Raw genomic sequence first — 18881 nt, 5'->3', positions numbered from 1 at the left:
CTTGAAACTGGAGGTTTTTTTATGAAATTCCCCGCAATGTTTTCTCCTGTGCAGATTGGTACTGTGACGGTGCCCAACCGCTTTGTGGTGCCGCCCATGGGCAACAATTTTGCCAATACGGACGGTTCCCTCAGTGACCGCTCCCTGTCCTATTATGAGGCGCGTGCCAAGGGCGGGTTCGGCCTGATTACCATTGAATCCACCGTGGTCTACTCCGAGGCCAAGGGTGGTCCCCGCAAGCCTTGCCTGTTCTCCGACGACACCGTTCCCAGCTTCCGCCGGGTGGCCGACGCCTGCCATGCCTACGGCGCCAAGGTGTCCATTCAGTTGCAGCATGCCGGCCCCGAAGGCGATTCCAAGCTGACCGGCTACCCCCTGAAAGCCGCCAGCGCCGTTCCCACGGCTGTGGGCCGGGAGACGCCGGTGGCTGTGTCCAACGAGGAGCTGTACCGGATCATTGAGTGCTACGGCGACGCTGCCCGCCGGGCGCAGCAGGCCGGCATCGACATGGTGGAAGTCCACTGTGCCCACGGCTATCTGGTCAGCACCTTTATCTCCCAGCGTACCAACCACCGCACCGACGAGTTCGGCGGATGCTTCGAGAACCGGATGCGCCTGCCCCGGCTCATCATTGAGAATATCCGCAAGAAGACCGGCGGCAACCTGCCCATCCTGTGCCGCATCAATGCCTGCGACGAGGTGGAGGGCGGCCAGACCGTCCAGGACGCCGCTGCTGTGGCAGCCTATCTGGAGCAGGAGTGCGGTGTCGATGCCATCCATGTGACCCGGGCCGTGCACCTCCATGATGAGTTCATGTGGGCTCCCGGCATCACCCACGGCGGTTTCAACGCCGATCTGGTCAGCGAGATTCACCGCGCCGTCACGGTGCCGGTGATTGCCGTGGGCCGTTTCACCGAGCCGCAGTACGCTGAGCTGCTGGTCAAGCAGGGCCGTGCCGATCTCATCGCCTTCGGCCGTCAGAGCATCGCCGACCCGGAGCTGCCCAACAAGGCGCGCAATGGCAAGCTGGAAACCCTGTCCACCTGCATCGGCTGTCTGCTGGGCTGCGTCCCCAACATGTTTGCGGGCAATCCCATCACCTGTGCGGTGAACCCCTGCGTGGGTCTGGAGCATGTGCTGACCCCGGCGGCGGAGAAAAAACGCGTGGTCGTCGTGGGCGGCGGCCCCGGCGGCCTGTATGCGGCTTGGGCCTGTGCCCAGCGGGGCCACACGGTCACGCTGCTGGAGCGGTCTTCCGAGCCGGGCGGCAACTTCCGGGTGGCGTCCTACCCCACCGGTAAGGGCCAGCTGTCGGAACCCATCCGCTCTATGATCGTTCGCTGTCAGGAATCCGGCGTGGATATCCGCTGCAACACCGAGGCCGACGAGGCGGTCCTGCGCGATCTGAAGCCCGACGCCATCATCGTGGCCACCGGTTCCAACCCGCTGATTCTGCCCATCCCCGGCCTGGATACCTGCGGCTATGTCACGGCCCAGGACCTGCTGCTGGGCAAGGCCGTCATTGGCAAGAAGGCCCTGGTTGTGGGCGGCGGTATGGTGGGCTGCGAGGCCGCCGAGTTCCTGGCGGAGCGGGGCCACACCGTGGGCATCGTAGAGATGAAAGACACCATCGCCGCCGATGTGACGCTGGAGAACCGCCGCTATATGTTCGCCAACTTTGAGGAGAACCACGTGCAGTTGCAGCCCGGCGCCAAGGTCAGCCAATTCTACACAGACGGTGTGGACTATGTTCTGGCCGACGGCTCCACCGGCTCCATGCGTGGATACGACACCGTGGTGCTGGCAATGGGTTCCCGCAGCAATGCGGCAATGAAGGAGATCGCCGAGAAGGTGGCTCCGCAGGTCGTGGTGATTGGCGAGGCTGCCAAAGCCCCCGGTAATGCGGTCACCGCTACCCACAGTGCATTGGAAGCCGCGTTGCAGTTGTAACGGCGTTAAATGTAGTGCATTGCAAGGCGGGCCTGCGTTGAGCAGAGCGCCGGCTATGCGGTGGAAGCCATGAACTGGACCGTCAGGTACCAGCGGCGAATAAAAATACCCCCAGCTGGGGGCATGGCAAACAACACCCCATCGGCCGGACAGTCTTCGTACTGTTCGCCCGGTGGGGTGTTGTATAGTTCTGCACAGAGACATCCGAAGAAGGGAAATCCCGTCTTCGGTGGGTAGAGCCGTTCTGCACGGCTCTACCCGGTATGTTGCTCTGGGATTGCGGTGGGTATCGTACCGCAGACCCTTAGGTGGTGTGAACGGTGGCCTTGTCGTTATAGGCCTTTTCGTCGAGGCTGCCCATATGCTTGTCCACCACAATGGCATTGGTCAGAGAACCGGTGACATTCAGCATGGTACGGGGCATATCGATGATGGGGTCAATGGCCAGAATGGGGCTGACCATGGCAAACTGTGCGCCCATGCCTACGCCGGACAGGCCCACGGAAGCAGCCATGGTGGCGGTGCCGGGAATACCGGCGATGCCCAGGGAGCCGATGGCCACAACAAAGATGGTCATAACGATCATGGTGATGTCCAGGGGGGTGCCGGTGACGTTGCAGACATACACGATCAGCAGGGCAGGGAAGATACCGGCGCAGCCCTGCATACCGGCAGTGGTACCGAAGCCGGCCACGAAGCTGGCAGTACCCTGATTGACGCCCAGTTTCTTGGTCAGGGTCTCAATGGTCAGAGGCAGGCAGCCCACGCTGGATCGGGAGGTGAAGGCCATCAGCATGGTGGCAAAGGATTTCTTCATGTAGATGGCGGGGTTGAGGCCGTGGACGGCCAGCAGCACCAGCTGCACCACAAACTGCACGGCGGCGGCAATGTACAGGGCAATGATGAACTTGCCCACCTCCAGAATGGAGGACAGACCTCTCTGGGCAATGGTGTTCGCCAGCAGCGCCATAACCGCCCAGGGCATATAGTCGAGAATCAGCAGAGCCATATTGATCATGGCCTTATGGGACTTGTTGATGAGATCGTACAGGGGCTTTGCATCATCGGGGTCCTCGTGATTGATCCACCAGATGGCCAGGCCCAGGAAGGCGGAGAAAATCACCAGGCCGATGATGTTGCTGTTGACCATTGCTTCCACAATGTTGCCGGGAATCAGGTTCTTGACGGTGGTGGCAACAGGGGTGATCTCCTTGGCCGTTGCGTCGCCGGCCACGGAGGTGCTGCCTTCGCCGACACCCATGATCATACCGACCGCAACGCCTACAACGGCGGCCACTGCCACCATGCTCATGGTCACGGCAATGGTGGTTTTCACCAGCTTGCTCATGGTCTTGCCCTGCTGCATGTTGATGATAACCTGCAGGATGGAGACCATAACCAGGGGTACAACGATCATCTTAATGAGGTTGATGTAACCGCTGCCCACCATGGCAAACCAGGTTGTGACTTCGGAGACAAACCGGACCTCCATGGGGGCGTCGGGGAAACCGGCCACCAGCTGAATGGCCAGACCCAGCACCAGGCCCAGGCCGGTACCGATCATCACAACCACGGCAAAGTCCATGTGCTTCTTATGGTACAGAATATGAATCACATAGAACAGTGCCGCCAGCACCACCAAAAACAATACGGTTCTTCCGTCGCTGATGCTTAGAAAATCTTGAAAAAATGCGCTTTGCATCGTATTACTCCCTTCTCTATCTTCGGTGCATTCACCGGTTTGGATTCTGTGCCGCAGAGCCGGACGGGCTTAGTTGAAGTTATACTCCGTGACGATTTTTTCCCGTCCGGTGGTCACATCGCCAAAGTACTCATAGTAGCTCAGACCCAGGAAGGAGCCGGAGATATTGATGACATTGTCGAATCCCAAGCCCTGCAGCGCCATGATGGCATTGTAGCTTCTCTGGCTGGTACGGCAGTGGAGGTAAACGGGACGGTCCCGGGGGATTTCGTCCAGTCTCTGGCGCAGCTGGCCCAGGGGAATGTTGACCGCGCCGACGATATGACCGGCGGCAAATTCGCCTTCAGTACGCACATCGACGATGCAGGCCTTGTTCTCCACCAGGGAACGAACCTCTGTGACGGGAACCTGTCGGACCACGCCGTGGAGCACGTTGCGGGCCACCAGGGCGGCCACATTCACCACATCTCTGGCCGTACCGAACACGGGCGAATAACAGAGCTCCAGCTCCTTCAAATCCTCCAGGGTACCGTTCATGGCAATCAGGGTGGCGATGACGTCAATGCGCTTGTCCACATTGCCCCGGCCGATGGCCTGGGCGCCCAGCACTCTGCCGGTAGGGGTTTCAAAGATCAGCTTGAAGTGCATGGGGGCACAGCCCGGCATGAGGCTGACCTTATCCATGGCCATGGTGTAGACGGCGTCGCAGGGAATGCCGTTGGCCTTGGCGGTTCGCTCATTGAGGCCCGTGGCGGCTGCGTTCATGCCGAAGACACGGACGGCACAGGACCCCAGAACGCCGCGGTTGGTGCCGGGGATGCCGTAGATGGCGTCGGCGGCCGTTCTGGCCTGCCGAATGGCCGGACCGGCCAGGGGCAGCTTGCTGGCCTTGTGGGTCAGCCGGTTGTGGACCTCGATGGCGTCGCCCACGGCATAGATGTGGGGGTCGCTGGTGCGATACTCCGGGGAGACCCGAATGGCGCCGGTCTCGCCCAATGCCAGACCCGCGGCCTTGGCCAGGCCCGTCTCCGGTGCTACGCCGATGGCCAGGACCACCGCGTCGGCTTCCAGAGCCTTGCCGGAGGCCAGAACCACCTGGGTTTCGGTGATGGCCTGCACCGCGTCGCCCACATACAGGGACACTTCGTGATCGTACAGTTCCTTTTGCAGAATCTGCACCATGTCAAAGTCAAAGGGGGCCATGATCTGGGGGGCAGCCTCCACGACGGAAACCGTCTTGCCGGCCTCCCGCAGGTTCTCCGCCACCTCCAGACCGATGAAGCCGCCGCCGACCACCACCACATTCCGGGTGTCGTTGCTGCGGACGTACTGGTCCAGCTTCACAATATCGGCCACATTGCGGACGGTGAAGACATGGGGCAGTTGTGCGCCCTCCAGAGAGCGGGGGCAGATGGGGCTGGCGCCGGGGGCCAGGATCAGCTCGTCGTAAGATTCCTCATACTCGCGGCCGGATGCCAGGTCCCGGACAGTGACCTTCTTGCCTTCCCGGTCAATGGCAATCACCTCATTGCGTACCCGAACCTCGATATCATAGGAGGCCCGGAAGCTCTCCGGCGTCATCATGACCAGATCCTCCGCCGTCTGCACCGTTCTGCTCAGATAGTACGGCAGGGAGCAGTTGGAAAAGGACACATGCTCGCCGCGTTCAAACACAAGGATGGATGCCGTTGCATCCAGTCGTCTGATTCTGGCGGCTGCCGATGCGCCTCCGGCCACGCCGCCCACTACTAGAACACGTTTTCCCATAATCGTCTCCTTTATGACAGCTCTTTCAGATTGGCAAGGATGCGCTCCACAGCCATCTTGATGTACTTCGTATCGGTGGCCAGGTTGATGCGGACATAGCCGTGGCCCGTAAAGCTGAACCACTCGCCCACATCACAGGCCAGACGGCACTTCTTCTGGATGAATTCGGCCACGTCCTTGCCGTCCATGTAGCCCCGCAGGTCCAGCCAGGACAGGTAGGTACCCTCCAGGGGCGTCAGCACGATCTTGGGGGCGTCCTTGGCAAAGGCCTGCTTCATATAGTCGTAGTTGTGGCAGATCAGGGCCTTGACCTGGTCGAACCACGCCGCGCCGTCGCGGAAGGCAGCGCCCATGGCCACCACGCCCATGAGGTTGACCTCTGGAGAACCGATGCTCTTGATGTAGGCGTCATACGTCTCCATGAGCTTCTCGTCGAAGATGATCACATGGGAATGGATGAGACCGGCCAGATTGAAGGTCTTGGAGCCGGAGTTCAGCAGGATCAGCATATCCTTATACTTGCCGTCTCCCAGAAGTGCCGTGGAGAAGAAAGCATGGTCCTTGTCATAGGTGAAGTCCTGGTGAATCTCATCGGCCACCACCAGCACGCCGTGCTTGCGGCAGACAGCGAACATGCCCTCCAGTTCCTCCTCGGTCCAGACGCGGCAGACGGGATTGTGGGGCGAGCACAGCAGGAACATCTTGGCCTTGCTCTCCGCAATGGTCTTTTCGAACTTCTCCAGGTCCAGGGTGAAGCGGCCGTCGTGGTTATCCAGTTCACAGGTGACCAGCGTCCGGCCCGTGTTCAGAATGGCGTCATAGAAGGGGTAGTAGACGGGGGGGCAGATGATGACCCCATCGTTGGGCTGGGTGTAAGCCCGGACGGCGGCATACAGGGAGCCCACAACGCCGGTGGCAAACCGGAGGTTCTCCTTCGCCAGGGTAACGCCATGATGGTTCTTCTGCCAGGAGAAAAACGCATCGTAGTAGTCATCGGTCACCTTGGCATAGCCGAAGGTGCCGTGCTCCACACGGGCCTGGATGGCCTGCCGGGCTGCCGGAGGAGACTGAATCTCCATATCCGCCACCCACAGCGGCAGCAGATCGGCATCGCCGAATACCTCCTCCAGGGAGTCCCATTTCAGCGTACCGGTACCCTTGCGCTCTACGCAGTTTTCCTGACAAAATTTCTCAAAATCCATTTGTCGTATCACCTTCCTTTAGCACAGTGCCAAACACAAATATAGTTTAGCTTGTAAACTATATTATAGACGATACAACACCATTCGTCAATTACATTCAGTATATACGCTAAAATACCGGGGTATATTTCATGAAGTTTCATTTTGTTGCACAATTTTTGTTTTGAAAATCAACCATATTGCACAAAAGCTGAAGTAAAATGGATGTTATGGTTTTCTATCTGAATAATTTGCACCGAAAATAACAGGAAAACCATGTCTTTTGTTGAAATGTTTCTGTAATTGTGGTAAACTATCCAAAATGGAACGTTATAAGCGGAGGAATGTATGAGTCACAGATCCGATATTGACCAAGTTTATCAAAAGCTGAAATTCCGGGCGGATATGCTGTATGAGTTTGTGATTTTGTACCACAACTTTATCAACGCCAAGCATACCTACGATTCGGAGCACTGCAATATGATCGAAATGCACACGCTGATCTATATTGACGATTACCCTGGAATCACAGCCACTGAGTTGGCCAAACGCTGGCACAAGAGCAAGAGTTCCATCTCCCATGTCGTCAAACATCTGATGGAATCGGGCTATGTGGAAAAGCAATATACCGATAATAATGAGAAGACCGCCCATCTGTTTGCCACCGAAAAGGGCAAACGGGCGTCCAGCATCCACAAGGCCTATGATGTGGCCGATATCATCCAGACCAGCACCCACCTGGAAGAGCGGTGCAGCAAGGAGGATCTGGACGCCTTTTACCGCATCATTGCCGAATACATCCAGCTGTTGAAGGCGGAGGATTGACCGGTTCCGACGGCAAACAATCCCCCGGGGCAGTATGGACGCCGCAGCGCTCCATACTGCTCCGGGGGATCGGAAATTCCATACGAGTGTGCCGACTCTTGCGGAAGCGCCTACGCCAGCTCCCCAATGTCATAAAGTTAAGAAAAGCTGGACTTTACAGAACTGCGAACTGCACCCCACTTGTTATCCAGTATATCATACTGTCTAACAAATGGGGTGCAGTTCAGACCATGATGGCGCCAATCCAGTCTACATTTCTCATAAAGAAATTCAGGTGGAGCCACGCTTCGGCGTTGATGCACATGGCGTATTTTTGACAGGCTTCAAACGTCTTGGCATGTCCATACCAAGCGGCCGCATCATTGCTGCCTGTGCCGGAAAAATCGAATGCTTTCAAGGAGTTCCAGCGGGCCGCCAATTGTTCCGTTTGCGCATCAAGTGAATGTGTGCTGGACCGCCATAGCGGCACAGTGCAAACCGCCGCAGCCGGACAAGATCAGAACTCCGCTGTATTATGCCGACTCCATACGCTTCGCAGTTTCCAAAGCGATTTCCATCATCTGCGTAAAGGAACTCTGGCGATCTTCTGCTGACAGTGCCTCTCCGGTCAAAATATGGTCGGAAATGGTGCAGATGGCCAGGGCATTTTTCCGATACCGCGCCGCATTGAGATATAGGGCGGCGCTTTCCATTTCGACTGCCATCACGCCCATCTTGGCCCAAACGGTATTGGCCTGAAGCGCCTCCGGCAGTCCCTGCTCGTCGCCGTAAAACCGATCGGAGGAAAGCAGATTGCCCACGTGATACGATGCACCCAGCTCGCGCGAGACGGTGACGGCCGTTTCGAGCATATCAAACGAAGCCAGCGGTGCAAAAGTTCCAGGTACATGGAACTGCGCGGCCCAGCTGCTGTCAGTACAGACGCCCTGTGCAATCACAATGTCCCGAATGTTCACATCGCTCTGGATGGAACCAGCCGAGCCGATACGGATAATGTTCCGGACCTGAAATACGTTGAATAGCTCATGGGAATAGATGCCCATGGACGGCATTCCCATGCCCGATGCCATGACAGACACTTTTATGCCTTGATAGAAGCCGGTGTATCCTTGGACACCGCGGACATTATTGACTAATTTGGCATGTTCAAGGTACCGTTCTGCAATGAATTTAGAACGAAGCGGATCGCCGGGCATCAAAACGGTTTGCCCAAAATCGTCCGGTGTGGCGTTGATATGCGGGGTTGGATATGTGGCCATGAGAAAATCCTCCTTTGGATCGTTCATTTGGTATACTTGTGTATTAAGTATAATATTAAGTTTGCGATTTTGAAAATACACAAATCCTCTAATTTTAAACCCTCCATCTGTACAGATATTCCAATTTTGCAGGATTCAGGGTCCCATTTAAAAAAAGAAATTGACAGCGTTATGGCGTTGCAAGGTCCGTCCTTCGGCAATCGGATAGGACCCTGTTTTTAGGTTGTTTCTGTACAATTGTATCACAGGACTGCGGTGGGGGTGTTTTCCGCTCTGTCCGAGTTTCCTCTTGCGTTCCTCTGAAAATATGATAGAATGATTTTAAATTCAGGAGCGGATATAGCCAAACCGTTCCTGGAAATGATTCTGGATTGTTTGGAGTGCCGAAGTCATTATGGATCGACGGTATGTAAAACAGGAGGCTGATTATGACAGACAAGAATTATGATGGAACGCCCACCGAAGTGTCGTTCGGAATTGGGTATTGCGCCATGCGCCTGGCCATGACGCGTAGCATCTACGAGGAAAATCTGGTAAAAAATGAGTTTTCCAAAAATAAAGAGTTTCGCTTTGTCGTAACGGAAGTAGGCGGAAGTACAAAAAAGGATTTTCAGGAAAAGGTAACCCGGTCCATTTTGGGAGCGGCGCTGAACGCGGGGTTGATTGAAAAATTACCCAATGAGGTACACGCGCTGTTTCACGCTGCGGAGGAAGCAAAACGCGGCACGATGGTCAATCTTTCATCGGATGTACATTTGGCAACCAAAATCGCCATTGTACGAACGGACCATTGGATTGCAGTTGCACTGTTTGGAGATTCGGCAATCCATCCGATTACCTGTCACGAACGCTGTGGTCTGGGCGTGATGAATATTTGAACAAAGTGCTTGACAACTGGAAGAAAATATTTTATTTTATAAGGCAGAGGACAGAGGTCCTCGATTGAGAGTGCACGCATAGCGTGATAAAACTGAATATAGCGTAGAGTATTTGAGAATTTGAGAAAGCAGACAGAGGAGGTCTGGTTTCTCTTTTTGTTTCTTAGTGAGAAAACGAGGATGAGAGTTTCTATACTGTCATCCTCGTTTTTTTATTTCTTGTGTTTGCTAGGAGGAGTGTTATGAACCCGATTGTATACGCTTTGTTTTCGTATGCATTGACCGCAGTCATATCCTTTTTGATCATTGGTGTCATCGTCTTGATTGACCGCGCCATGAGCAAAAGTGGAAAAGACAAAAAGGAAAAGGTGAATTGAGATGAGTGTGCTGCTAAATTTGTTTCCGGGTATTGGAACCCTGGCCGCTTCAGAACCCACGATTGCTGTAGCGCGTATTTTTCTGATTGTATTTGGCTTTGTATTGGCCTATATGGGTTTTACCCGCAAGTTGGAACCGCTGATTATGGTTCCCATGGGAATTGGTATGATTTGTGTCAATGCCGGTGTGCTGTTCTTGGAGAGCGGAGCGATTGGCACGCTGATTCTGGACCCGCTGGTCACCGGAACCGATGACCTGATGAACATCTTGCAGGTCAACTGTCTGCAACCGATTTATAATTTTACATTTTCCAACGGACTGATTGCCTGTCTGGTTTTCATGGGCATCGGCGCCCGAAGCGAGATCAGCTTCCTGCTGGCACGTCCGTGGACCAGTATCATTATTGCCCTGTTTGCAGAGCTCGGCACGTTTGTGGCTTTGGTGGTTGGTATCGTGGCCTTTGGGCTGCCTGCAGAACAGGCCGCTGCAATCGCAACGATTGGCGGTGCGGATGGTCCCATGGTGCTGTTCACCTCGCTGATTATGGCGCCGGAGCTGTTCGTCCCCATTTCCATCATTGCGTACCTGTACCTCAGCCTGACCTATGGCGGCTATCCGTACCTGATTAAGCTGCTGGTTCCGAAAAAATATCGCGGCATTGATGTGGAGGTCTATCCTCCTGAGGTTCCCCAGCGCACCAAGTTCATTTTCGTTGTGGTGGCCTGCGCTATTCTCTGCCTGCTGCTGCCCATGGCGGCTCCGCTGATTATGTCGTTCTTCATTGGCGTGGCTGTGAAAGAGGCACAGATTCTCCCGTATCAAAAACTGCTGGAGGAAGGCCTGACGTACTTCTCCACCTTCTTCCTGGGCCTGACGCTGGGTACTCTGTGTGAGGCTTCTACCATTCTGAACCCTGTTGTCATTACCATTCTGATTCTGGGCATTCTGGCCCTTGCCGTTTCCGGCGTGGGACTGATTGGAACGCGTCCGGTGTTCGTCATTTCGCAGGAGGGCAAGTTCATCGGCGGAGCTGTGGGCGAAGTCCATGGCGCCAAGATGGTTTCCATGTTCCGGCTGGCCCTCCAGTCCTATGAGATTGCAAAGCAGAAGCATCCGGACGATCTGGAGCGCTATCGCCCCATGGTGGTGATCTCCTTTGAGACGGGCGGTGTGCGTCTGCACGAGGCCAACGCCGGTCTGCTGGCCCATGCTGAGGTGATGGACCTCATGCAGGACACCAAGGGTAAGGTGCCGGTCATTGCCATGATCGGCAGCAAGATCGGCTGCTTTGGCGGTATGGGCTTCGTAGCGGCGGCCACCGATGTGATCGTGATGAGTCCCCAGGGTCGCCTGGGCCTGACCGGCCCGGAGGTCATCGAGCAGGAGATGGGCAAAGACGAGTTCAATGCCGCGGATAAATCCCTGATTTCCCGCACCACCGGCGGCAAGCATAAATACATCCTGCAGGACTGCAACGAGCTGGTGGACGACAAGATTGCTGCATTCCGGCAGAGCCTGGTCGATCTGAGCAAGATGGGCTATGAGGAGATTTGCCGTATGCGCCGCATTGGTTCCTACAAACTGGTGCAGGAGCAAATTGGACTGGTCAATCTGGCGGCGGACCTGTGCCCGTCGGATTCCCAGGATGTATGGGCACACTATGGCAACGCGCATCCGGAGCAGCTGCCGGAGCTGGAGTTGTCTGAATTTCTGTCCTGTGTTCACAGAAGAGAACGGGAGGTGGACTAAATGGAAGAGAACATGGTAGGTCGTGGCCGCGAAGCCATTGAGATGATTGTGGATGCAGAGAGCTTTCAGGAGAATCTGGTGGGCAATCAGACTGTGGACGGTGAATTTGGCCCCGGCGCCGTGGTGGGTACCGCGCAGTTGAACGGCGAACCCGTGACGGTGATCGCCAATGACGCCCAGGCCATGAACCCTCGTTTCCCAGTGGTGTACTTCGGCGTCATCGGCATGGAGGAGGCCTACAAAATGGCCAATGCCGTCTATCTGACCATGGAGGCAGACGCGGAGAAGCCGGTGGAGCAGAAGCGTCCTCTGGTGCTGATCGTGGATACGCCGGGCAACGGCCCCGGCAAGGTCGAGGAAATCATGGGCATGAATAAGGCCACCGGCGCCTATCAGCTGGCGTTGGCAGAGGCCCGTAAAGCAGGCCACCCCATTGTGGCCATGGTAATCGGCCGCGCCATCAGCGGCGCATTCCTCTGCCACGGTCTACAGGCGGATCACATTCTGGCGCTGCCCAAGGAGTGCGGTACGGTGATTCACGTCATGCCTTTGAGCAGTATCTCCCGTATCACTAAAATGGACATTGAAAGTTTGAACGAACTTTCACAGCGCAGCCCTGTATTTGCCTCCGGCGTGGACTTCTTCTATCGTCTGGGCGGTGTGGAAGAAATTGTACCCGGTCCGCAGGAGATGAGAAATTCCATCGCCAAGCATATCGGGGAAATCCGTACCTTGAAGACCCAGGGCAAATTTGATCAGACCGGTCCCTGGGGCCGCGGCACACTGGGCGCCGAACGTGAGGGCCGGACCACCCGGAAGGCTGTCATCGAGCATATCGCGGCGCAATTCCAGCCCATGGCCGACCGCTATCTGCTCTGATATGGACTATCTGGATAGTTTGCGGGAGATGATCCGCTCGGTTGGTTCCGGGCCTCTGCTGGAGGAGATGCCGCGAAATACGCTGGCCGACAAGGGGATTGCCGGACCAACTGCGGCCCACCGCATTGAGGAAATCCACACACCGCTGAACTTTTCCTATCTGACCTGCACCACCGGCAGTTCCGCCTTTCAAAATCTGGTTGGCGTGACACAACAGGAGCTTCCCTCCCGCATTGCGGCGGGGAAGCGCGCCCTGATGCAGGCAGGTCTCAAGCCGGGAGACGTCATGGTGGTTACCTATCCGCCCCTGGTCAATGTGTTTACCAGGCAGGCGCTGGAGGAATATGGGATCCAGGTCCGGTTCATCTGCCGTCCCAGCCGGGACGCCCTGTTGTTGGAGCTATGTACCCCGCCGGTGGATGCGGTATTGGGGGAATCCTCGTTTCTGCGGGCGTCTCTGGTCGATGCCAAAAGACTGGGGCTGTGGGACCGTCTGCCGCATGGGCTGAACGTCATTGCGGCCGGCACGCCGCTGGACCGTGAACTCTCCGACGTGCTGGCTCCGCTGCCCGGTGCGGCGCTCCATGATCTGTACGGCTGTCAGGAATTTGGCTGGCTGGTGTTGGACGGCGTACCCCTGCGGGAAGACATTGTTTTGTGGGACAGCGGCAGGGAGGATGGCAGACGCCATCTTCTGGTAGGCGGCCTACCTACGGGAGACTGCTTCCTGTTGGGAGAAAATCCGCTGAATCCCCAGGGCACCATTCTGACCCAGACGGGGGAACGCGCCGGTGCGGAGGCCGAGGTCACCATACTGGCGACCACGCTCGCGGACCCTGCCACAGCCGCCAGAGTTGCCAGAAGCATTTTGCGCATCAAGGCGAAGATTGTGCGGGTTTCTCCGCAGCTGCGCTGCGGACAGCCCAACAGCGTCCTGTGTGTTCAGATTCCGGGGCAGGAAGCGCAGATGCAGTTGAGCGGTCCCGTTGCCACAAAGGCCTTTGACGACTTGGTGGAATCGCAAAAGCAATACCAGCGTCAAGCCAAGAACGATCCTGTTTGGAGTAAGACGAGATGATACCACAACCACATCGGCACGATCTGGTGTTCCTTTCCCCCTTGGGACACCAGTACGCGTGGACCCATCGCACAGCACCCAAACCGGAAGACGATGCGTTGCAAGAAATGTTCACAGAACTTCCGGGCATTTGCCGTGTGCGGCCGCCGGAGTTGTCCGATGATCTGACGGCGTTGGGATTCTCCTTTCCCATTCGGATCGATGGGAACAGGGTGCGGATTGCCACCCAGGGATTGTTGCAGGAAATCACCAAGGTTCTCACACCCTGGGAGATTCCCCAATGGCTTCCCACACTTCCAGCACCGGCAGGGCCGGCGCTGTTGGAGCTGGCAGAAGCGGCGGCAAACTATGATATTCCATTTGGGGTGTTCGGTTCGGCGGCGCTGCAAGCGGTGACAGGCCGCAGCTATCTTCACCAGCATTCCGACCTGGATGTGGTGATCGGCGCTGCGCCCCGCGATTCCATCCAAAAATTTTACCAATGCCTGACGCAAACGTCAGAGCGAACCGCTCTGCATATCGATGCAGAGTTGATGCTGAATGATACCTGCTACGTCAAGCTGCATGAGCTGATGCGGGATCAAAAAACGATTCTGGCCAAGGGAGCCTATCTTCCGCAGCTGCTGCCTTGCCAGGAAATTTGGGATACAATTGCGACGTTGTCGTAAAAGGATAGTATCAAAAAAACGATTACAAATAAAGGAGATTTTTTATTGATTTGATAGACGGAAATCTTCTTATAAGCCCGCGCAAGTGTTTATAAAACCTTGCGAAAATGGCTTAAAATCAAGGTTTTCCGCGTATCGTCATTTATCTTGCCGTATCTCCGTATAAGATGATTTTGTAAGACCGGGCACCATTTTGGCACCACAGATTATAGGAGGACGACATGAAAAACGTACTTTTAGACAAGGGTATTATACTCCCGTCCGGCGAAATCAGCAAGGATAAGGTAAACCTTGTAACCGGAGCAATCACGCAGCCATTCGCAGAAATGGTATGGGTAACGACAGGCGGCGACATGGAAACCGTAAACCGCTTGACCGACGTACTTGTTACCATGAACACCCCCGCCGACCGGGGGAAGCTGTTCAAAATCATAAAAATGCTCTATGGGCTTATGGGCTTGCCCTTTTCCGAGGAAGCCGAGCCTATGGACGCAGACCCCGCCGTTTTGGAATACTTCATTTTTTCCTTTACGGCAGACTTTGGCGAAGTCATACAAGACCTCATAGCCGAAGAAGCAGAATAACGCACCGCACAGGCGGCGTTTCTCACTTCCCACAAGGAAGAACAGGAACGCCGCTTTTTTCATGCCCTTTGTTACGCCGTAGGCATGAAAAAGCCCTTGATTTACGCGGCTTTGCGGACGCGGTTTTCAGCGGATAAGGGATTGATACCTAAACCCTCAAAATCGCGTTTCTATTGCGTAACAGGTATGCAGCAAAGGAGTGATGAAGCTATGGCAGTTTTCAGAGTGGAGCGCAACAAGGGCTATACGGTTATGAGCAACCACCACTTACGCAATAAGGAGCTATCCCTAAAGGCAAAAGGGCTGTTATCGCAAATGCTGTCCTTGCCAGAGGATTGGGACTACACCCTTGCGGGGCTGTCCTTTATCAACCGGGAGAAAATCGACGCTAACACTATCAGACTACCGCGAAAGGAGGACGGTAAATGCAAGATGAAATCAACGAAAAGACCATAGCCCTTTACATCAAGACCGGGAAGCTGACCGCGCAGACACTTCAAAAGGCTATGAAAACGCTGCTTGCACAGATGAAGAAGCAGAAAGACAAAACGCCGCAGGGCAAGCAGACCTTAAAGCAGCTTATGAAGCAGAACGCGGGCGTTTCCAACATTGAGATTACCGAGGGCAATATCAAAGCCTTTGAGAGTACGGCGAAAAAGTACGGTATCGACTTTGCGCTGAAAAAGGACACGACGGAAAACCCGCCCCGCTACCTTGTGTTTTTCAAAGGCCGCGACGCTGACGTGCTGACCGCAGCCTTTAAGGAGTTTTCCGCAAAGAAGCTGACACAGGAGAAAAAGCCCTCTATCCGCAAGCTGCTTTCCTCTCTGAAAGAAAAGGCGGCGGGCTTGAACGCGCAGCGGGACAAGGTAAAGAACAAGGACAGGGAGGTATCGCTATGAAGCAGGAAGTCAAAAAGCTGCTTATGGACGTGTCCTTTGTCAATGTGCGTCGTCAATACATACTCATGCTGCCCTTTTGTTACCGCGTCGGCAAGCTGCTTTCCGATTTTGTGGGCGGTTTCATAATCCACTTCCCCCGGCTCAAAGGACTGTATCAGATGAAAGGCTAAATTGTTGCCCTTTTGGAGAGCTTGCGACAAGGTATATTCAAATTCAATGTCTGCCGTTTCATAGGAGCAGCCAAAAGAGGACACAAGCATTTTCCCGTCCGTCTTATCGGGATTTTGGATATAGTCAAGGGCTTTGCTCAACGTGCTTTTAATAGGCTTAATCTTTGTAACCGCCATATCTCCGCAAGCACCCCCTTTATTTCCTCTATGTCCTCTTGGTAGACGCTGCCCGTACTGTTTACGCGCTTTGCAATCTGGTTGACGTTGACACCGATTTTCTGTATCTCCGCTGTCATGGCTTTTATGTCGGTGTGGTCTACTTGGATAATGTATCCGTCAATGGCAATCTTCCTAAGATATGCCGCCATGTTCCGGGTGGGGACGAGCTTCATTTTTTCAAGAATTAAATCCCGTTCTGCTTCTGTTACTCTGAATTTGATTTGTACCGTTCTTTTGCGTCCGTCCATGCTTTCGCTCCTTTCCATTCCGAGGGTTTGGGACACTTCCCAACAAGCCATTTTCAACCGACGTGCCGCAGCGCAGGAGGGCGAAAATACGGAAGTGGGTACCCGCTTCCTATGCTTGCTACGAAAGTTTTTCCTTACTCCCTACTACAACGGAAAGCCCCGTTTTGCCAACTTTAAGCAAAAGAAAAACGCTGCAATCTCAAAAAGATTACAACGCTTCCTAATGCCTATTCAATTTTCGTTTTCGACTTCTGCAATTTCTTTCGCCGTTGCGGTTACAATCCGTATGCCCTTATCGCTCATGCTGTCAAGCAGCGTGTCGAGCTGCCGCCTTTGCGTCGATTTTTCCGCTGTCTTATCCGGGAAAAAGAATTGGTCTACGGATATGTCATAACGGGTAACAAGCTCATAAAAGATTTGCAGGCTTGGCTGTTGCCCTTTGTTTTCAATATTCGCAAGGTAGCGAGGGGAAATGTTCATTTCGTCGCTTACTTTCTTGCGGCTTTCATTCCTGCCTGTTCGCGCTGCTTTTATGGCTTGCCCGAAAGCTGCAAAGTCATATAAAGGTACTGGTCTTTTTGCCATAATAATTCACCCAACTACATTTTACTGTTCCTTTCTTCGTTTAGATATGTCTACACAGTTCTTATCATTAGCCAAAATAATTCATACTTTGGCACTTGCTATTATACGGATGTCCGTATATAATTATAATGATAGAGCTTAAAGAAAGGACGGTCGAATTATGGAATATATGTCTTGCCCCGAAGCAGCGAAAAAATGGGGCATTTCAGAAAGACGGGTACAGCGACTTTGTGAGGATAATCGAATACCGGGCATTTCAAAAATTGGCTATATGTGGCTGATACCAAAGGACGCAGAAAAGCCTATTGACAAGCGAAAAAGACCAAAAATGAAGAATGATACGCAAAATTGACAGGATGATACGCAAAATTGGTGGTATTTACATGGTTTTTTTCCTATAATTCAAGAGGAAATTAAGAAAGAGAGGATCATAATATGACGTTCGGAGAAAAACTAAAAGTTCTTCGTAAGGAAAAAGGTTATTCACAGGAAGAATTTGCGGGACTGCTTAATGTATCTCGACAAGCTGTAAGTAAGTGGGAAAGCGATAGAGGAACGCCGGAAACGGATAAGCTATTGCAGATAAGTAATATGTTTGGCGTCACATTAGACTATCTACTCAAAGAGGAAAGCTCTGACGAGAATATGCAGACAGATAGCTATTATGTGAGTCGTGAAATGATTGATGGTTTTCTTTCATATAAAAGAGAACAAGCAAAAAAAATTGCTGTTGGCGTAGGCTTAATTGTTATTTCTGATGTATTTAGTTGCTTTTCTGACTACAGGCAGATGTTGCTTCCTTTTTATTGGGGAAGCATGGCAATCGGCATTGCTATTTTGGTTTGGACTTTTTTTCAGCCAAAGTGCTATCAAGAAATCTTTACTAAAGTATTGATTTTTGACGACACGTTAATAAAGGCTTTTCGTGAAGAAAGCAATCGAAACAGAAAAAGATATGTTGGTATGATAGTTTTAAGTGTTCTTTTATTCTTTTTTGGTTCGGAGTTTCTATTTATGGTTGAAAACACAATTAGCCGGGAAGTTTGCAATGCCCTAAATTGGTTTATGGACGCTGCTGCTGTTATGCTTTTAATTATAGCGGGTACATCTATTCACGCAGAGAACATTATCACACAAAATGCCGAATACATAAAAAGGAAAAATTCGAGAGGAAAATTTGCGTGGGTTTATATAGCTTTGCCTATAACGATTTTAGCAGTATTGATTGGGTTTATTACAAATGCATGGAGTCCTGTTTTCCCGATTATTTTTCTGTTTTGTGCCTTATTGGTAACTGTTTGTAAATTGCTAATAGAAAAGAGGGATGTGAAGTGAGAAAAAAATACATTATGGCATTATGCTTTTTGCTGTCTTTGCTTTTAACTGGTTGTAATACAGAAAAAGATACCACAGAAAAAGATTTGCAACGACTTTCCATGATAGAGGTTTATTCAAGTGACGGAGAATTAGTAAATGTAATTGAAGATACAGAGATTCTATATCAATTTAATAATTTAGATTATACTGACATTTCGACTGATACTGATTTTTCACAAACCGAACCGGAAAATGTGACAGAGGATCTTTCTGTATTATATACAATCATTAGTTACAAATCGTCTGCTGCTCTCCATAGTGGCGGAACATTGGAAAAGTTAATGGAAACAACAATATACGAAAATTCAAATATCATTAAAGAGCAAGTGGAGCCAGATAATATAAAAGGGCTTTCTATTCCTAAAGAATACTTAAGGCAGCACCGCACAATTGCTGAGGCAAGCGCTGTCGAATCACCCATCAGGCAGGAAACCATAGGCTTCCCGGCGCATTTCTTCGCGAGAGCGCACAACTTCAAGCCG

General features: G+C 53.0%; 20 protein-coding genes and 2 pseudogenes. 14 read left to right on the top strand and 8 right to left on the bottom strand.

Annotated features, from left to right (window positions below; all coding sequences use genetic code 11):
* The first annotated feature begins 21 nt into the window (after nucleotides 1-21).
* Nucleotides 22-1950 (top strand): FAD-dependent oxidoreductase, encoded by a 1929-nt coding sequence (locus ACTQ33_RS15020; protein ID WP_441465344.1) that lies wholly within the window; start codon nucleotides 22-24, stop codon nucleotides 1948-1950.
* A gap of 304 nt (nucleotides 1951-2254) precedes the next feature.
* Here the strand turns inward: ACTQ33_RS15020 and ACTQ33_RS15015 are convergent, their stop codons facing one another.
* The 3 genes from ACTQ33_RS15015 to ACTQ33_RS15005 form a co-directional block, all read right to left on the bottom strand.
* The gene (locus ACTQ33_RS15015; protein WP_441465343.1) at nucleotides 2255-3652 is read right to left on the bottom strand and encodes a cation:dicarboxylate symporter family transporter; all 1398 of its coding nucleotides are present in this window, start codon (nucleotides 3650-3652) and stop codon (nucleotides 2255-2257) included.
* A 69-nt stretch (nucleotides 3653-3721) separates the two neighbouring features.
* Nucleotides 3722-5419 (bottom strand): FAD-dependent oxidoreductase, encoded by a 1698-nt coding sequence (locus ACTQ33_RS15010; protein WP_441465342.1) that lies wholly within the window; start codon nucleotides 5417-5419, stop codon nucleotides 3722-3724.
* Between the two features lie 11 nt (nucleotides 5420-5430).
* Nucleotides 5431-6621, bottom strand: coding sequence for a MalY/PatB family protein (locus tag ACTQ33_RS15005; protein WP_441465341.1), 1191 nt, complete (start codon nucleotides 6619-6621; stop codon nucleotides 5431-5433).
* A 327-nt stretch (nucleotides 6622-6948) separates the two neighbouring features.
* Between ACTQ33_RS15005 and ACTQ33_RS15000 the strand changes: the two genes are divergently transcribed.
* Nucleotides 6949-7425 (top strand): MarR family winged helix-turn-helix transcriptional regulator, encoded by a 477-nt coding sequence (locus ACTQ33_RS15000; RefSeq protein ID WP_441465340.1) that lies wholly within the window; start codon nucleotides 6949-6951, stop codon nucleotides 7423-7425.
* A gap of 223 nt (nucleotides 7426-7648) precedes the next feature.
* Here ACTQ33_RS15000 and ACTQ33_RS14995 read toward each other — a convergent pair whose 3' ends face one another.
* Together ACTQ33_RS14995 and deoD are read right to left on the bottom strand one after the other, a co-directional pair.
* Entirely contained in the window at nucleotides 7649-7822 is a 174-nt protein-coding gene (locus ACTQ33_RS14995) for a hypothetical protein (RefSeq protein ID WP_441465339.1), read from the bottom strand.
* A gap of 115 nt (nucleotides 7823-7937) precedes the next feature.
* The gene (gene deoD, locus ACTQ33_RS14990) at nucleotides 7938-8684 is read right to left on the bottom strand and encodes a purine-nucleoside phosphorylase (protein ID WP_441465360.1); all 747 of its coding nucleotides are present in this window, start codon (nucleotides 8682-8684) and stop codon (nucleotides 7938-7940) included.
* A 428-nt stretch (nucleotides 8685-9112) separates the two neighbouring features.
* Between deoD and ACTQ33_RS14985 the strand changes: the two genes are divergently transcribed.
* The 9 genes and pseudogenes from ACTQ33_RS14985 (at nucleotide 9113) to ACTQ33_RS14945 (ending at nucleotide 15800) form a co-directional block, all read left to right on the top strand.
* A complete protein-coding gene (locus tag ACTQ33_RS14985) occupies nucleotides 9113-9562 on the top strand; it encodes a HutP family protein (protein WP_441465338.1) in 450 nt (149 codons plus the stop codon).
* A gap of 242 nt (nucleotides 9563-9804) precedes the next feature.
* Nucleotides 9805-9939, top strand: coding sequence for a hypothetical protein (locus ACTQ33_RS14980; RefSeq protein WP_441465337.1), 135 nt, complete (start codon nucleotides 9805-9807; stop codon nucleotides 9937-9939).
* A 1-nt stretch (nucleotide 9940) separates the two neighbouring features.
* Nucleotides 9941-11689: a biotin-independent malonate decarboxylase subunit beta gene (locus ACTQ33_RS14975; protein WP_441465336.1), complete on the top strand. Its 1749-nt coding sequence runs from the start codon at nucleotides 9941-9943 to the stop codon at nucleotides 11687-11689.
* A complete protein-coding gene (gene mdcE, locus ACTQ33_RS14970) occupies nucleotides 11690-12568 on the top strand; it encodes a biotin-independent malonate decarboxylase subunit gamma (RefSeq protein ID WP_441465335.1) in 879 nt (292 codons plus the stop codon). It begins immediately after the preceding gene.
* Between the two features lie 67 nt (nucleotides 12569-12635).
* The gene (locus ACTQ33_RS14965; RefSeq protein WP_441465334.1) at nucleotides 12636-13646 is read left to right on the top strand and encodes a hypothetical protein; all 1011 of its coding nucleotides are present in this window, start codon (nucleotides 12636-12638) and stop codon (nucleotides 13644-13646) included.
* Nucleotides 13643-14314, top strand: a complete 672-nt coding sequence (gene mdcG, locus ACTQ33_RS14960) for a malonate decarboxylase holo-[acyl-carrier-protein] synthase (RefSeq protein ID WP_441465333.1) — start codon at nucleotides 13643-13645, stop codon at nucleotides 14312-14314. The genes ACTQ33_RS14965 and mdcG overlap by 4 nt, the downstream gene beginning before the upstream one ends.
* Before the next feature lie 221 nt (nucleotides 14315-14535).
* Entirely contained in the window at nucleotides 14536-14898 is a 363-nt protein-coding gene (locus ACTQ33_RS14955) for a hypothetical protein (RefSeq protein ID WP_002584990.1), read from the top strand.
* A gap of 210 nt (nucleotides 14899-15108) precedes the next feature.
* Nucleotides 15109-15288: pseudogene (locus tag ACTQ33_RS14950) on the top strand (helix-turn-helix domain-containing protein); the annotation flags it as partial.
* Nucleotides 15289-15323: 35 nt separating this feature from the next.
* Nucleotides 15324-15800: a PcfB family protein gene (locus ACTQ33_RS14945; protein WP_058351589.1), complete on the top strand. Its 477-nt coding sequence runs from the start codon at nucleotides 15324-15326 to the stop codon at nucleotides 15798-15800.
* Nucleotides 15801-15814: 14 nt separating this feature from the next.
* Here the strand turns inward: ACTQ33_RS14945 and ACTQ33_RS14940 are convergent.
* From ACTQ33_RS14940 to ACTQ33_RS14930, 3 genes and pseudogenes are all read right to left on the bottom strand, one after another.
* Nucleotides 15815-16147 (bottom strand): annotated as a pseudogene (locus ACTQ33_RS14940) (relaxase/mobilization nuclease domain-containing protein); the annotation flags it as partial.
* Complete coding sequence (locus ACTQ33_RS14935) at nucleotides 16108-16437, bottom strand: plasmid mobilization protein (RefSeq protein WP_117524135.1); 330 nt, start codon at nucleotides 16435-16437, stop codon at nucleotides 16108-16110. The pseudogene ACTQ33_RS14940 and the gene ACTQ33_RS14935, both read right to left, overlap by 40 nt.
* A gap of 231 nt (nucleotides 16438-16668) precedes the next feature.
* The gene (locus ACTQ33_RS14930; RefSeq protein WP_070470197.1) at nucleotides 16669-17022 is read right to left on the bottom strand and encodes a helix-turn-helix transcriptional regulator; all 354 of its coding nucleotides are present in this window, start codon (nucleotides 17020-17022) and stop codon (nucleotides 16669-16671) included.
* 160 nt (nucleotides 17023-17182) lie between these two features.
* On the opposite strand from ACTQ33_RS14930, the gene ACTQ33_RS14925 reads away from it, so the two are divergent.
* From ACTQ33_RS14925 to ACTQ33_RS14915, 3 genes are all read left to right on the top strand, one after another.
* Complete coding sequence (locus tag ACTQ33_RS14925) at nucleotides 17183-17374, top strand: helix-turn-helix domain-containing protein (protein ID WP_441465332.1); 192 nt, start codon at nucleotides 17183-17185, stop codon at nucleotides 17372-17374.
* A gap of 83 nt (nucleotides 17375-17457) precedes the next feature.
* On the top strand, nucleotides 17458-18357 hold the full coding sequence (locus tag ACTQ33_RS14920; RefSeq protein ID WP_441465331.1) for a helix-turn-helix domain-containing protein: 900 nt from the start codon (nucleotides 17458-17460) through the stop codon (nucleotides 18355-18357).
* Nucleotides 18354-18881 (top strand): hypothetical protein (locus ACTQ33_RS14915; protein ID WP_441465330.1); only part of this gene is annotated, 528 nt, incomplete at its 3' end. The genes ACTQ33_RS14920 and ACTQ33_RS14915, both read left to right, overlap by 4 nt.

It is taken from the genome of Candidatus Avoscillospira sp. LCP25S3_F1, assembly GCF_052117125.1.
GTDB lineage: Bacteria > Bacillota > Clostridia > Oscillospirales > Oscillospiraceae > Avoscillospira_A.
The sequence above is the reverse complement of the archived record's forward strand: the minus strand, read 5'-3'. Positions and strand labels throughout refer to the sequence as shown.

Bases quoted from the DNA above. Each gene is read 5' to 3' on its own strand.
- ACTQ33_RS15020 (WP_441465344.1), top strand. From the start codon at position 22: ATGAAATTCCCCGCAATGTTTTCTCCTGTGCAGATTGGTACTGTGACG.
- ACTQ33_RS15015 (WP_441465343.1), bottom strand. From the start codon at position 3,652: ATGCAAAGCGCATTTTTTCAAGATTTTCTAAGCATCAGCGACGGAAGA.
- ACTQ33_RS15010 (WP_441465342.1), bottom strand. From the start codon at position 5,419: ATGGGAAAACGTGTTCTAGTAGTGGGCGGCGTGGCCGGAGGCGCATCG.
- ACTQ33_RS15005 (WP_441465341.1), bottom strand. From the start codon at position 6,621: ATGGATTTTGAGAAATTTTGTCAGGAAAACTGCGTAGAGCGCAAGGGT.
- ACTQ33_RS15000 (WP_441465340.1), top strand. From the start codon at position 6,949: ATGAGTCACAGATCCGATATTGACCAAGTTTATCAAAAGCTGAAATTC.
- deoD (WP_441465360.1), bottom strand. From the start codon at position 8,684: ATGGCCACATATCCAACCCCGCATATCAACGCCACACCGGACGATTTT.
- ACTQ33_RS14985 (WP_441465338.1), top strand. From the start codon at position 9,113: ATGACAGACAAGAATTATGATGGAACGCCCACCGAAGTGTCGTTCGGA.
- ACTQ33_RS14980 (WP_441465337.1), top strand. From the start codon at position 9,805: ATGAACCCGATTGTATACGCTTTGTTTTCGTATGCATTGACCGCAGTC.
- ACTQ33_RS14975 (WP_441465336.1), top strand. From the start codon at position 9,941: ATGAGTGTGCTGCTAAATTTGTTTCCGGGTATTGGAACCCTGGCCGCT.
- mdcE (WP_441465335.1), top strand. From the start codon at position 11,690: ATGGAAGAGAACATGGTAGGTCGTGGCCGCGAAGCCATTGAGATGATT.
- ACTQ33_RS14965 (WP_441465334.1), top strand. From the start codon at position 12,636: ATGCCGCGAAATACGCTGGCCGACAAGGGGATTGCCGGACCAACTGCG.
- mdcG (WP_441465333.1), top strand. From the start codon at position 13,643: ATGATACCACAACCACATCGGCACGATCTGGTGTTCCTTTCCCCCTTG.
- ACTQ33_RS14955 (WP_002584990.1), top strand. From the start codon at position 14,536: ATGAAAAACGTACTTTTAGACAAGGGTATTATACTCCCGTCCGGCGAA.
- ACTQ33_RS14945 (WP_058351589.1), top strand. From the start codon at position 15,324: ATGCAAGATGAAATCAACGAAAAGACCATAGCCCTTTACATCAAGACC.
- ACTQ33_RS14935 (WP_117524135.1), bottom strand. From the start codon at position 16,437: ATGGACGGACGCAAAAGAACGGTACAAATCAAATTCAGAGTAACAGAA.
- ACTQ33_RS14930 (WP_070470197.1), bottom strand. From the start codon at position 17,022: ATGGCAAAAAGACCAGTACCTTTATATGACTTTGCAGCTTTCGGGCAA.
- ACTQ33_RS14925 (WP_441465332.1), top strand. From the start codon at position 17,183: ATGGAATATATGTCTTGCCCCGAAGCAGCGAAAAAATGGGGCATTTCA.
- ACTQ33_RS14920 (WP_441465331.1), top strand. From the start codon at position 17,458: ATGACGTTCGGAGAAAAACTAAAAGTTCTTCGTAAGGAAAAAGGTTAT.